Origin of the sequence: Actinoplanes ianthinogenes (assembly GCF_018324205.1) — a bacterium.
GTDB classification, from domain to species: Bacteria; Actinomycetota; Actinomycetes; order Mycobacteriales; family Micromonosporaceae; genus Actinoplanes; species Actinoplanes ianthinogenes.
Window position 1 is genome coordinate 1,431,348 of the sequence record NZ_AP023356.1, and the last position, 13,558, is coordinate 1,444,905.

The 13,558-nt window shown below is 70.7% G+C and carries 12 protein-coding genes; 6 read left to right on the forward strand and 6 right to left on the reverse strand.

The window, feature by feature from the left end; all coding sequences use genetic code 11:
• The first annotated feature begins 66 nt into the window (after window positions 1–66).
• Window positions 67–2,259, forward strand: a complete 2,193-nt coding sequence (recD2, locus tag Aiant_RS06515) for an SF1B family DNA helicase RecD2 (protein WP_189335117.1) — start codon at window positions 67–69, stop codon at window positions 2,257–2,259.
• Between the two features lie 178 nt (window positions 2,260–2,437).
• Here the strand turns inward: recD2 and Aiant_RS06520 are convergent, their stop codons facing one another.
• Window positions 2,438–3,619, reverse strand: a complete 1,182-nt coding sequence (locus Aiant_RS06520) for a hypothetical protein (protein ID WP_189335116.1) — start codon at window positions 3,617–3,619, stop codon at window positions 2,438–2,440.
• Between the two features lie 225 nt (window positions 3,620–3,844).
• On the opposite strand from Aiant_RS06520, the gene Aiant_RS06525 reads away from it, so the two are divergent.
• Window positions 3,845–4,483, forward strand: coding sequence for a DUF4360 domain-containing protein (locus Aiant_RS06525; RefSeq protein WP_189335115.1), 639 nt, complete (start codon window positions 3,845–3,847; stop codon window positions 4,481–4,483).
• On the opposite strand, the gene Aiant_RS06530 is transcribed toward Aiant_RS06525, so the two are convergent.
• The 5 genes from Aiant_RS06530 to dhaK form a co-directional block, all read right to left on the reverse strand.
• Entirely contained in the window at window positions 4,480–5,709 is a 1,230-nt protein-coding gene (locus Aiant_RS06530) for a YibE/F family protein (protein WP_189335114.1), read from the reverse strand. The two genes, Aiant_RS06525 and Aiant_RS06530, sit on opposite strands and share 4 nt — an antisense overlap.
• Before the next feature lie 908 nt (window positions 5,710–6,617).
• Window positions 6,618–7,274 (reverse strand): acetoacetate decarboxylase family protein, encoded by a 657-nt coding sequence (locus Aiant_RS06535; protein WP_189335113.1) that lies wholly within the window; start codon window positions 7,272–7,274, stop codon window positions 6,618–6,620.
• Window positions 7,275–7,298: 24 nt separating this feature from the next.
• Window positions 7,299–8,870 carry a methyl-accepting chemotaxis protein gene (locus Aiant_RS06540; protein ID WP_189335112.1) on the reverse strand — a complete coding sequence of 524 codons (1,572 nt, stop codon included), beginning with the start codon at window positions 8,868–8,870 and terminating at the stop codon, window positions 7,299–7,301.
• 59 nt (window positions 8,871–8,929) lie between these two features.
• A complete protein-coding gene (dhaL, locus tag Aiant_RS06545; protein ID WP_212846976.1) occupies window positions 8,930–9,550 on the reverse strand; it encodes a dihydroxyacetone kinase subunit DhaL in 621 nt (206 codons plus the stop codon).
• 3 nt (window positions 9,551–9,553) lie between these two features.
• Window positions 9,554–10,546, reverse strand: coding sequence for a dihydroxyacetone kinase subunit DhaK (dhaK, locus tag Aiant_RS06550; protein ID WP_189335111.1), 993 nt, complete (start codon window positions 10,544–10,546; stop codon window positions 9,554–9,556).
• A 66-nt stretch (window positions 10,547–10,612) separates the two neighbouring features.
• Between dhaK and dhaM the strand changes: the two genes are divergently transcribed.
• The 4 genes from dhaM (at window position 10,613) to Aiant_RS06570 (ending at window position 13,536) form a co-directional block, all read left to right on the forward strand.
• Window positions 10,613–10,996 carry a dihydroxyacetone kinase phosphoryl donor subunit DhaM gene (dhaM, locus tag Aiant_RS06555; protein ID WP_189335110.1) on the forward strand — a complete coding sequence of 128 codons (384 nt, stop codon included), beginning with the start codon at window positions 10,613–10,615 and terminating at the stop codon, window positions 10,994–10,996.
• On the forward strand, window positions 10,980–11,243 hold the full coding sequence (locus Aiant_RS06560) for an HPr family phosphocarrier protein (protein ID WP_189335109.1): 264 nt from the start codon (window positions 10,980–10,982) through the stop codon (window positions 11,241–11,243). The genes dhaM and Aiant_RS06560 overlap by 17 nt, the downstream gene beginning before the upstream one ends.
• Window positions 11,244–11,413: 170 nt before the next feature.
• Window positions 11,414–11,950, forward strand: a complete 537-nt coding sequence (locus tag Aiant_RS06565) for a hypothetical protein (RefSeq protein WP_189335108.1) — start codon at window positions 11,414–11,416, stop codon at window positions 11,948–11,950.
• A 233-nt stretch (window positions 11,951–12,183) separates the two neighbouring features.
• Window positions 12,184–13,536, forward strand: a complete 1,353-nt coding sequence (locus tag Aiant_RS06570) for a glycoside hydrolase family 10 protein (protein WP_189335107.1) — start codon at window positions 12,184–12,186, stop codon at window positions 13,534–13,536.
• Window positions 13,537–13,558: the final 22 nt, after the last annotated feature.

The window sequence follows — 13,558 nt, forward strand, 5'->3', positions numbered from 1 at the left end:
CCGTGGCCGCGCTCCCAAGGGGGTCTGCCGACAGCCGAATCCGGCGGGGAGGGCACGATGGTCGCCATGTCCGGTGCGGCACAGACCTCCCGCCCGGCGCCGCACGTCCTGGAAGCGGTGCTGGAGCGGCTGACCTATGTGAACGAGGAGACCGGTTACACGGTCGCCCGGGTGGCCACCGCGAAGAGCGGGCCGGACCTGCTGACCGTGGTCGGGGCGCTGCTCGGCGCGCAGCCCGGGGAGAGTCTGCGGCTGTCCGGCTGGTGGACGTCGCATCCGCAGTACGGCCGCCAGTTCGAGGTGGTCTCGTACACCACCGTGCTGCCGGCCACCGTGCAGGGCATCCGGCGTTATCTGGGATCCGGGCTGGTCAAGGGCATCGGCCCGGTCTTCGCCGAGCGGATCGTGGACCACTTCGGACTGGACACGCTCCAGATCATCGAGGAGTCGCCGGCCCGGCTGATCGAGGTGAACGGGCTCGGCCCGAAACGCACCGCGAAGATCACCGCGGCCTGGGCCGAGCAGAAGGCGATCAAGGAGGTGATGCTGTTCCTCCAGGGGGTCGGCGTGTCCACCTCGATCGCGGTCCGGATCTACAAGAAGTACGGCGACGCGTCGATCTCGGTGGTGAAGAACAGCCCGTACAAGCTCGCCTCGGACGTCTGGGGCATCGGGTTCAAGACCGCGGACACGATCGCGCAGGCGGTCGGCATCCCGCACGACAGTCCCGAACGGGTGAAGGCGGGTCTGCAGTACACGCTGTCCCAGGCGACCGATAACGGTCACTGCTTCCTGCCGGCCGACGATCTCATCGCGGATGCCGCCAAGATCCTCGAGGTTCCCGCCGGACTCGTCCCGGCCTGTCTGGACGAATTGGTCACCGAGGAGGGTGTGGTCCGCGAGGACGACCACGTCTATCTCGTGCCGTTTCATCGCGCCGAAGTGTCGCTCGCCTCGCAACTCGTCCGTCTGCTGCGGGAGAAATCGGACCGCATGCCGCATTTCGCGGAGGTCGACTGGAGCCGGGCCCTCTCGTGGCTGCACCGGCGCACCGGCTCCACCCTCGCCCCGGAGCAGGAGGAGGCGGTCAAGCTCGCGCTCACGTCGAAGGTGGCGGTGCTCACCGGCGGCCCCGGCTGCGGCAAGAGCTTCACCGTCCGCTCCATCGTCGAGCTCGCCGCCGCCAAACAGGCCAAGATCCAGCTGGTCGCGCCGACCGGCCGCGCCGCCAAACGCCTCGCCGAACTCACCGGCCATCCCGCCGCCACGGTTCATCGCCTGCTCAAACTCCAGCCCGGCGGGGACGCGAGCTACGACCGCGACAACCCGCTCGACGCCGACCTGCTGGTCGTCGACGAGTCCTCGATGCTCGACCTGATCCTGGCGAACAAGCTGGTCAAGGCGATCCCGCCGGGTGCGCACCTGTTGCTGGTCGGCGACGTCGACCAGCTGCCGAGCGTCGGCGCCGGCGAGGTGCTGCGCGACCTGCTCGCCGCCGACGTCATCCCGCGGGTCCGGCTCACCCAGATCTTCCGGCAGGCCGCGGAGAGCGGCGTGGTCACCAACGCGCACCGGATCAACCAGGGCCGGCCGCCGCTGCTCGACGGGATGAAGGACTTCTTCCTGTTCCCGTGCGACGACACCGAGGCGACCGCGGCGCTCACCGTGGACGTGGCGTGCACCCGGATCGCCCGCAAGTTCGGCCTGGACCCACGCCGCGACGTGCAGATCCTCACCCCGATGCACCGCGGGCCGGCCGGCGCCGGCGCTCTCAACACGCTGTTGCAGCAGGAGCTGACCCCGGGCCGCGAGGGGCTGCCTGAGCGCCGGGTCGGCGGGCGGGTGTTCCGGGTCGGCGACAAGGTCACCCAGATCAGGAACAACTACGACAAGGGGGTTGCGGGCGTCTTCAACGGCACGGTCGGCGTCGTGACCGGGCTGTCGCCCGAGGAGCAGACCCTTACGGTACGCACGGACGAGGACGAGCTGATCGAGTACGACTTCGACGAGCTGGACGAGCTCGCGCACGCGTATGCGATCACGATCCACCGGTCGCAGGGTTCGGAGTACCCGGCCGTGGTGATCCCGCTGACCACCAGCGCGTGGATGATGCTCCAGCGCAACCTGCTCTACACCGCGATCACCCGGGCGAAGAAGCTGGTCGTGCTGGTCGGCTCGCGCAAGGCCCTGGCCGCCGCGGTGCGCACGGTCGGCGCGGGCCGGCGGCACACCGCGCTGACCGAGCGCCTCACCGTGTAGGCCGCGGGGCGCTTCGGCTCGTCAGCCGCGGGGCCGGGCGCTTCGGCTCGTCAGCCGCGCGGCGGGGCGCTTCGGCTCGTCAGCCGCGCGGCGGGGCGCTTCGGCTCGTCAGCCGCGCGGCGGGGCGCTTCGGCTCGTCAGCCGCGAGCCGGGCTGGTAGGTCGCCGGGCCGGGCGCCTCAGCTCGTCGGCTCGGGCTGCGCCTGCGGCTGCGGCTGCGGGACCGGCGCGGCGGCGATCGCCGCGCCGACCGCGTGCAGGCCGCGCAGCCGGCGCTCCAGCTCGGCCGCGTTCACCCCGGAGATCTTCGACTTCGGGTCCTCCCAGATCAGCCCGCCGTCCGCGCTGAACTCGTCGGGATGCCGCGAGTCGACGACCGCGCGCAGCCCCGGCCAGACCGCACGCCACCCGGGCGCCGAGCCGGACGCCAGCCGGTCGGTGATCGCCACGTCCTCGACCTGGAGCAGCGGCACCGCGCCGGGCAGCGCCATCGCCCACGCGGTACGCCCGACCCCCTTGCCGTCCCGATAGGTGAAGACCACGAACGGCATGCCCTCGTAGACCCCGTAGACCAGGTACTCCGCGAACGCCTGGCCGGCCTTGAGCCCCGGCAGCCGCAGCCGGGCCACCAGGTCGTGGTCGAACCGGCGATAGAGAAAGCCACGCTTCCTGGCCCACTGCCGCCGTCCCACCCGGGTGCGCCAGATGTCCACCAGGCTTCCGCAGCCGGTCAGCGCGAAGGCCAGGGTGATCAGCATGATGCCCCAGGCCCAGAGGTTCTCGTCCTCGACCACGAAGACGAACGCCACGAAGGAGGCGAGCGCCATGATCAGGACCAGCACCACCGTGCCGGCGACGCTCTCCGCGCGGGGCCGCTTGCCGACCGTCTCGCCGAGCGGGTGCAGCGCCGGGTGCGCCGGGACCGGGTGCAGCGGCGGGCCGGGCCGGAACCCGGCCGACGCCCTCTCCGCGGCGGCCTCGCGCCGGGCGGTGCGCACCGCGCTGACCGGCACCCCGAGGATCAGCAGCACGCCGAGCCCGGCGGCGCCCCAGCCGACCTTGCGGATCAGGGCGTGGTGCTCGGTGCGGCCCTCGACCGAGTACTTCTCCCGGATCTCGGCCATCTCGTCGGCGTACTTGCGGGTGCCGGTCTCCCGGCCGTTGGTGTACGACACGCACTCGTCGCCGGCGCTCATCTCCTGGCCGCCGCAGTCCACCTTCTGCGAGTAGATCATGTGGTCCGAGTCGGCCTGGATCTCCTCGGCGGTCAGCGTGTGCCGGTCCACCGTCCACAGCCCGCCGGCCACGATGCCCAGGCCGATCACCAGCTGGACGATCCATCCGAAAAGTCTTCTGCGCACGGCGACCTGTATAGCACCCGCCGCCGGCCGGCCGCGGCACCCCCATTAGCACCATTTGCCGCCGGCCGGGCCGAAATGGGCAGATCCCGGCCGAATGGCCGGTGCGAGAAGACACCCGGACAACGAATTCCACTGAACACGGCGAGGGGGAATCAAATCGCGAGAGGCGTCGCGGAAATATTCTTTTCCCAACGCACCAACCGATTCGATAAACGGGGGTTATTCATGTTCCGTCAACTGACCGCCGGCGCGGCAATGCTCGCTTCTCTCGCCGTCGCCGCACCCGCGCAGGCCTCGCCGCTGCCCACTCCGGACGAGATGATGATCATCAACGTGGTGAACGCGAACGGCTCCGGCTGCCCGGACAAGTCGGCGAAGATCACGGTGTCGCCGGACAACACCGCGTTCACCGTGACCTACTCGGACTACACCGCCCAGGTCGGCCCGGAATCATCACCACTGGATTTCCGAAAGAATTGCCAGATCGCGCTGGACATCAAGGTGCCGTCCGGATTCACGTTCGCGATCGCCAGCGCGGACTACCGCGGATATGCCAGCCTGGCGCGCGGCGCGTGGGCCCAGGAAGCCGCCAACTACTACTTCCAGGGGCATTCTCAGACGACCCGGATCGAGCACAACTTCCGCGGGCCGTTCGACGACAACTGGCAGCGCACCGACCAGGTGGGAATCGCCTCGCTGAGCTTCCTGCCGTGCGGTGAGCGCCGTTACCTGAACATCAACACCGACCTGCGGGTCAACCGCGGCTCGTCGGACGCGCACAAGTACACCAGCTTCATCTCGATGGACTCCACCGACGCCGCGATCAACACGGTGTACCGGGTCGCCTGGAAGAAGTGCTTCTAGTTGTCGAAGGCCGCCCACGGGCTCTCGGTGGGCGGGCGTGAGCCGGTCGTCGCCACGACGGCCGGCTCCGCTGTCCGCGCCACCGCGATCCGGTGCGCGATCAGCGCGGCCAGGGCCGTGGTGATCGGCACCGCGGAGATCAGGCCGATCGTGCCGACCGCGCTGCGCACCAGCTCCTGGGCGATCAGCTGCCCGGTGAGCAGCTCGCCGACCGGGGTGCCGCCGGTCGCGAAGAGCAGCATCAGCGGCAGCGACGCGCCGGCGTAGGCGAGCACGATCGTGTTGATCACCGAGGCGATGTGCGCCCGGCCGATCCGGGTGGCCGCGCCGTACAGGCTGCGGAAGCCGTACGCCGGATTCGCCAGTGCCAGCTCGGTGACCGTGGCCGACTGCGTGACGGTCACGTCGTCGAGCACGCCGAGCGAGCCGATCACGATGCTGGCCAGCAGCAGGCCCTGCATGTTGACCGCGCCCTGGGTGATCGACAGGAAGTTCGAGGTGTCGTCGGCAACGCCGGTGAGGTGGACGGCGGCGACGCTGATCTCGGCGAGCACGGTGGTGATGACCAGGCTGGTCAGGGTGCCGGCGACGGCGATCGTGGTGGTGATGGTCAGGCCGTGCGTCAGGTACAGCACGGTCAGCATGATCGCGGCGGAGCCGACCACGGCGACCAGCATCGGTGACCGGCCGTCCAGGATCGCCGGGACGATGAAGAACAGCAGCACGCCGAACGTGACGGCGAGCCCGGCCAGGGCGGTCAGCCCGCGCCAGCGGCCGAAGGCGATCACCGCGAGGGCGAACGCCGCGCCGAGGATCCACAACTCGCGGGAGCGCTGGTGATCCGAGATCGAGTAGGTGAGGCCGCCGCCCTCGTCCTCCAGGCCGATCAGCACCACCCGGTCACCGGCCTCGATGGTGGGCGCGCCCGGCCCGTACGGCAGGCCGGTGCTGATCACCTCGCCGTTCGCCAGCCGCACCACGGCGGTGCCGCACCCGGTGGGCTGCGTCTCGCCCTCCGGGACCGGGGCGCACGCGGCCGGCGTCGTCGTCTGGACCACGCCGTTGACCGGGGCCGGGCCCGCGGCGTTGTCCGACTTCGGGGCGTCCCGGGGCCAGAGCAGCAGCATGCCGAGCGCGGTCAGCAGCACCGCCGGAATCAGCAGTGCCAGGGTCAGCTTGCGCGCCTTGGGCAGCGGGTCACTGGGATGGTGGTGGTGACCACCCATGGGCAGGACTCCTCAGGTCAGCGTCGACGACCCGCCGAACCTACCGGTGCCCGGTCGTCCCCACTCCCGCACGGGTGCTTTTCTTCCGAGGGGGCAAGAACGCGGTCCGCCCCGTCCCGAAGCGCTCTCGCACCGGCCGGCCATGGTCAGCGCGCCACGCCACGAAGCCGCCAGCCATGGTCGCAGCCGCCCGTCACGGCCTGCCCGCTCGCAGTCTCCGGCTGGCGCTCGCGGCCCTATCCAGGCGCTCGATAGGGCCATGAGCGCCAGCCCGACGGTCACGGGCTGGCCCTGGTGGCCCTATCCGAGCGTGCGACAGGGCCATGAGCGCCAGCCCGACAGTCGCGGGGCTGGTCCTGGCGGCCCTATCCGAGCGTGCGACAGGGCCATGAGCGCCAGCCCGACAGTCACGGGCTGGCCCTGGTAGCCCTATCCGGGCGCTCGATAGGGCCGTGAGCGCCAGCCCGACAGTCACGGGCTGGCCCTGGCGGCCCTATCCGGGCGATAGGCCAGAGCGCGCCAGCCCGACGGTTGCGGGCTGGCCCTGGTAGCCGGCCGTGAGCGCCAGCCCGACGGTCACGAGCTGGCCCTGGTAGCCCTATCCGGGCGCTCGATAGGGCCGTGAGCGCCAGCCCGACAGTCACGGGCTGGCCCTGGCGGCCCTATCCGGACGTGCGACAGGGCACTGAGCGCCAGCCCGACAGTTACGGGCTGGCCCTGGCGGCCCTACCCGGACGTGCGACAGGGCCCTGAGCGCCAGCCCGACGGTCACGGGCTGGCCCTGGCGGCCCTATCCGGGCGCTCGATAGGGCCGTGAGCGCCAGCCGAGGGTTTGGGTTTGCGGCCGGGGCGTGCAGGCCGCGAGCAGCCACGACGGACGGGGCGATCGGACGCTGGGAGGGGCTTTCTCAGTGGGGGCGGGCGGCGGCGCGGTCCTTTGCTGAGCGGCCGAAGACCAGCCAGAAGTCGGTGACGGCGAGGTTCAGCACGGGGCGGCGCCCGGCGAGGTAGGCGAGGGGGCCGTCCGGGTCGGGGCGCCACGCCGCGTTGCTCGTACGCAAACCGGCGCGGCCTCGCACCGGGGTCCGCCGCACCTGGTCGCCGAGAGCCTGAGCCACCGTGAGCCCCAGCGGGAAGCGGCCCGGAACCCGCCGTTTCAGCCGGATCAGAGCGGACCCGATCGGGGCGCCCCCGGGCGCCGCGGCCGTCGCGTCGACCAGCTCGTCGTCCGCGTCGAGGGTGAACTCGGCCAGTTCCTTGGGGATGCCCCAGAGCCGGCGACCGCCGTCGCGGGAGGCGACGCTGTCGACCCAGATGTCGGTGATGCTGACCCGCGGCCGGCCGTGCTCGTGGGTCAGCACCGCGCTGAGCAGCTCCCGGTAGTGCAGGACGCCGCCGGGCTGGTAGTCGACCCAGGCGGCGCCGACCGCGGCCCGCCCGCCGAACGACAACGGCCGTGCCGCCGCGCCCAGCACCTCGGGCAGCGGCGGCACGGCACGCATCGGGATCAGGAAGACCGACAGGTACATCTGTCCGCGCAGGTGCCAGGGCTCGGGCGGGTACATGCCCCTAACACTGGCATCGATGGGTCAGTAACGGAAGCGGGACACCAGGCTCTGCAACTGGCCGGCGGTGACGGTGAGCTCGTCGGCCGCCCGGCGGGTGTCGCCCATCGTCTCGGTGGTCCGCTGGGTGGCCGCGGAGACCCCGGTGATGGTGGCCGCGATGTCCCCGGCGCCGCCGGCCGCCTCGGTCAGCGTCCGGTTCATCTCCTGGGTGGTCGCGGTCTGCTCCTCGACCGCCGAGGCGATGGTCAGCTGGAGGCCGTTGATCCGCTCGATGATCTCGCTGATCTCCTCGATCGCCATCACCGCGCCGCTGGTGTCCGCCTGGATCGACTGCACCCGCTGGGAGATGTCCTCGGTCGCCTTGGCGGTCTCCTGGGCCAGGTCCTTCACCTCGCCGGCCACCACCGCGAAGCCCTTGCCCAGCTCACCGGCGCGGGCCGCCTCGATGGTCGCGTTCAGGGCGAGCAGGTTGGTCTGCTCGGCGATGCTGGTGATCACCTTGACGACGGTGGCGATCTCGGCGGACGACTCGCCGAGCCGGGCCACGATCTGGTTGGTGGCCGCGGCGGCCTGCACCGCCTGCACCACCACCTGGGTGGCCTCGGAGGTGGAGACGCTGATGTCCCGGATCGCCGAGCCCATCTCCTGCGCGCCGGCCGAGACGAACTGCAGGTTGTTGGAGACCGTCTCGGCGGCCGCGGAGACCGTGCCGGCCTGCGAGGACGCCTCGGTGGCGGCCGCGTCGACGGCGCCGGAGACCGCGGTCAGCTGACCGGCGGCGTGCTGGAGGGTGGTGGCGCTGCCGGCCAGCTGCACGACATCCTCGCGGAGCCGGGCGATGCCCCGGTCGAGCGCGGCGGCCATCTGGCCGACCTCGTCCTGGCTGGTCACGCCGGAGGTGCGGGTGAGGTCACCCTCGGCCAGGCCCTCGGCAAGCTTGGAGACGCCGCGGACCGAGGCCCGCACGCTGCCCGCCACCCGGAAGCCGATCAGCAGGCTGAGCAGCACGCCGGCGGCGAGCACCGCGGCGATCGTCCAGGTGGCCGTGTTGGCCGCGGACTGCGCGTCGGTGATCTGCTGCTCGGCCAGCTTGGCGGCCTGGGCCTGGAGCGACTGCGCGTCCTCGAGGAGCGCGCCGTGCAGCTTGGTGTACTGGGCCAGGCCGGCGTTCATGTCGGCTTCGGTGTTCGGGGTCGACGGCACCGCGGTCATGAACTTCATGTAGGCGGCCCAGTCGTCCTTGGCCTTGGCCACGGTGACGTTGCCGGGCAGCTGCTCGCCGAGGCGGGCCAGCGCGCCGTCGACCGCCGCCTTGTTGGCGTTCATGACCTCGAGGATCTGCTTGGCGATCTTCGGATACAGCTGGACCGCCGAGGCGTTGCCGGCGTACGCCTCGATGTTCTGGCTGTAGTCGGTGACCGCGGACCCGATCGCGAGCGACTGGTGCTGCGCGTTCTTCGCCTTGTCGTTCAGGCTGCGCACCGTGTTGATCGACATGCCGCCCACGATCAGGCCGCCGATGGTCGCGGTCAGGGCCGCCGCACCGATCTTCGTCCGCAAAGAGCGGTTGTCGAACGCCCCACTCAACCCCATCGCCGTACCTTCTCTCAGCAGTGTCTGATACCCGCTGAATCGGCACGGTTTGCCCTCAGTTAAGAAACGTCGGCCAATGCTTGAAAGATCAGGCCGGTGGAGGTGGCTCCTGGGTCCCGATGTCCGATACTGCGTTCGCCCAGGTAGGAGGCCCGGCCCTTGCGGGCCTGCATCGGCACGGTGGCCTCGGCGCCCGCCTCGGCGGCCCGGGACGCCGCCGCGGCCGCCTCGGCCAGATCCGCTCCCCCGGCCACCGCTTTCTCGAACGCGTCCAGGGCCGGGGTGTACGCGTCGACCAGGGTCTTGTCCCCGGGCGCCGCCCCGCCCAGCTTGCGGACCGCGTCCAGGCCGGCGTGCAGCGCCGTGGCCAGGTCGGCCGGCTGCACCTCGGCGGTGGGCGGCAGGGCCTTGCCGGCCGAGCGCAGCGCGGTGCCGTACAGCGGGCCGGACGCGCCGCCCACCCGGGACATCAGCGTGGCGCCGGCCTTGACCAGCACGTCCGACACCGTCTCCGGCGGCGTTTTCTCCAGGGCGGCGACCACCGCGGTGAAGCCCCGGTTGAGGTTCACCCCGTGGTCGCCGTCACCGATGGCGGAGTCGAGCTGGGTGAGCCGGTCGGCGTCGGCCGCGATCAGGTCGGCGGCGGCCCGCATCCAGTCCCGGGCGAGTGCGACATTCACTGTTCAGGCACCCCAGCGCAGTCCGGGGGTACGCGCCGGCGCGTCCCAGAGGCGGATCATCTCGTCGGTGGCCTGGCACAGGGTGAGCGACATCCCGGCCATGTCCAGGCTGGTCACGTAGTTGCCGATGAGCTGCCGGGCGATCCGGACACCCCGGTCCTCGAGGTGTTTCGCCAGCTCGCCGTAGATCAGGTACAGCTCGATCAGCGGGGTGCCGCCGAGCCCGTTGACCAGCACGATCACCGGGCCGGGGAACGGCTTGGCGTCCAGGATCGCGTCCAGCGCCGAGCGCACCAGCTCCCTGGCCGGGCGCAGTTTCTCGCGGCGGCGGCCGGGCTCGCCGTGGATGCCGACACCGGCCTCGATCTCGTCGGCCGGCAGGTCGAAGCCGGGACGACCGGCGGCCGGGGTGGTGCCGGCGGTCAGCGCGTACGCAAAGGATCCGGAATTGGTGTTGACCTCGCGGCCGATCGCGGCCACCTCGGCGAGCTTGCCGCCCTCCTCGGCCCGCGCGCCGGCGATCTTCTCGACCAGCAGGGTGGCGCCGGTGCCGCGCCGGCCGGCGGTCCAGGTCGAGTCCTCCACCGCCACGTCGTCGTCGACCAGCACGGTCTCGACGCTGATCCCCTCGTCGGTGGCGAGCTCCGCGGCGAGCTGGAAGTTCATCACGTCGCCGGTGTAGTTCTTGACGATGTGCACCACGCCGGCGCCACCGTCGACGGCCTTGGTGGCGGCCAGGATCTGATCCGGCACCGGGGAGGTGAAGACCTCGCCGGGGCAGGCCGCGTCGAGCATGCCGGGACCGACGAAACCGCCGTGCAGCGGCTCGTGCCCGGAACCGCCGCCGGAGACCAGGCCCACCTTGCCGGGGCGTGGCGCGTCGGCCCGCACGATGTATTGCTCGTCGATGTCCACCCGCAGCTCCGGGTGGGCGGCGGCGATCCCCGCCAGGGCCTGCGCCACCACGTCGGCGGGATCGTTGATGAATTTCTTCACGACCGGCTCCCTTCCGTGATTACTCCATCACCTCCTGCATCCTCGCGCGGTCTAGAGTCGAGATCCATGGGGCTCGTGGGAATCGTGTTGGTATCGCACTCCGAGCAGTTGGCGTCAGGCCTGGCCGAGTTGCTCAGTCAGGTGGCCACCCCGGACGTGCACGTCGTGCCCGCCGGCGGCACCGACGACGGCGAGCTGGGCACCAGCGCCGACCGGATCACCGCGGCCATCGAGCGCGCCGAGGACGGCGCGGGCGTGCTGATCCTGGCCGATCTGGGCAGCGCGGTGCTGACCGCCCGGGCGGTGCTCGACGAGGCGCCGGGCCCGCTGCTGGTGGACGCGCCGTTCGTGGAGGGCGCGGTGGCCGCCGCGGTCACCGCGTCGACCGGCGCCGATCTGGCGACCGTCGCCGAGGCCGCCCGGGAGGCGCGCGATGTCGACAAGTTCTGAGATCCCGGTCGTGCTTCCGGCGGCGTTGCACGCCCGCCCGGCGGGCGAGGTGGTCCGGACCGCCGCCCACTTCCCGGACACCACGATTTCGGTACGCCACGGGGCGCGCGAGGCCTCCGCTCGCAGCGCCCTCAAACTGATGTCCCTGGGCGCGAACACCGGCGCGACCGTCACCGTCATCGCCACCGGTGACGACGCCTCGACCGCCGCCGAGGCGGTCGCGGAGGCCCTGCGCACCGCCGAGTGACCGGCCGCCCGCCGAGTCCGTGGTCGATGCGCCCGGCCGCTGCCCCCACGGCGCCGACTGAATCGGTTGAGTCACCTATTTTGTGAAAAAATCGGCCGAACCTACGCATCCAGGTGGATCTTGCGGCGTTGGGCATATGACTTTCCCGAATCTCGCCAGAGAGAAAATCGATGCCTTCCAACGCCTCGGACGACCGCGGCCGGCAACGCGGCAAACGGCGGACGCGCCGGAACAGGTCCACGAATATCGGCGAATCCATGTCCATGCTCAGCCTTGGAGCAGTCAGACTCCACGTCGTCAAGGCGACGATCGGTCTCCTCACCATTTCGACGGGGCTGGCGATAGCCCCCGAGAAGGCCGTCGACGCCTGCCGGAATCCGGCCGGTTGCGTGCGCCGAGCCGACCCTCGCCACGTCGGACAGCAGACGCAGGACCGGTGCGCGGCGGACCCCGCGGACGTGCCCGAGCCGGACGACGCTGTGCTGCATTGCGTGACCATGACACCCGGCGAGACGCTGACCATCCACCTCAGACCTCGGCACTCCAAAGGATTCAAGCCGATCCAGCGACAGAGGGTGCGCGAGAGGGATTTCTGGATCTTTCTCAACCTGGGTGACCACGTGAAACCGGACGCCACGAGCGCGGACCTGTTCATCGAGGGCAACCGGGGCACGCTGAGTCGCATCAAGTTCAGGTTCACCGGCTGATCCCGCATTCACGAGCTGGACGTAACGGCGGCTGCACGCCAGCCGCCACTCAGCGGACGGCCGGGAGGCGGTGCGGTGTTCGTACCGTAAGTGGGTTTGATCTTTCGGAAGTTTCGGAGGCTGGGAGCTGGGAACTTCCGGACTGAACCGGTTGAGGTTTCCGAGAAGTGTCGGTAGCGTTTCGGCCGGTGTCGATAACTGTCGATGCCTCCAGACCCCCGACTGGAGCTCCCATGAAACGAAGCCACGCCATCCTCACCGTCGTGACGGCCGGCGCCCTCGCCGCGGGCACCCTCGTCACCCTGTCCCCGGCAGCGAACGCCGCCACCACGCTCGGCTCGGCCGCCTCGGCCAAGGGCAAGTACTTCGGCACGGCCGCGGCCGCCTACAAGTTCAGCGACTCGGTCTACACCGGCATCCTCGACCGTGAGTTCACCATGGTCACGCCGGAGAACGAGATGAAGTGGGACGCCACCGAGCCGTCCCAGAACTCGTTCAGTTACGCCGGCGCGGACACCATCGTGAACCGGGCCAAGGCCAACGGGCAGCGGATGCGCGGCCACGCCCTGGCCTGGCACCAGCAACAGCCCGGCTGGGTGTCGTCGCTCTCCGGCACCGCGCTGCGCACCGCGATGGTCAACCACATCACCAACGTCGCCACCCACTACAAGGGTCAGATCTACGCCTGGGACGTGGTGAACGAGGCGTTCTCCGACAACGGCGACGGCTCGCGCCGCAACTCGAACCTCCAGCAGACCGGCAACGACTGGATCGAGGTCGCGTTCAAGACCGCTCGGGCCGCCGATCCGGCCGCCAAGCTCTGCTACAACGACTACAACACCGACGGCGTCAACGCGAAGAGCACCGCCGTCTACACCATGGTCAAGGACTTCCTGTCCCGCGGCGTGCCGATCGACTGCGTCGGGTTCCAGTCGCACATCAACTCGGCGTCCCCGCTGCCCAGCGACTATCAGGCCAACCTGCAGCGCTTCGCCGACCTGGGCGTCGAGGTGCAGATCACCGAGCTGGACATCGCCGGGTCCGGCAGCGCGCAGGCGAACTCGTACGCCGACGTGGTCAAGGCCTGCCTCGGCGTCACCAAGTGCGCCGGCATCACCGTCTGGGGCATCCGTGACTCGGACTCCTGGCGCTCCGGGGACACCCCGCTGCTCTTCGACAACAGCGGCAACCCGAAGGCCGCGTACAACTCGGTGATCTCCGCGTTCGGCGCGACCACCACCAGCCCGTCCCCGTCGGTCTCGGCAAGCAGCAGCTCGCCCGGCCCGGGTGGTGACGGGGCCTGCACCGCGACGTACTCGAACAACGCCTGGACCGGCGGTTTCGTCACCACGGTCACGGTCAAGGCCGGCTCGTCGGCGCTGACCGGCTGGAAGGTCGCGCTCACCCTGCCGTCCGGCGCCGCGATCACCAACAGCTGGAGCACCACCGCCAGCGGCTCCAGTGGCGCGGTGACGTTCGGCAACGTCAGCTACAACGGCAGCGTCGCTGCCGGAACCAGCACGAGTTTCGGCTTCCAGGGCACCGGATCCGCCCCTTCGGGTACGGCTACCTGCACCGCCTCCTGACCCGCGGGATCGCCCGGGGCCG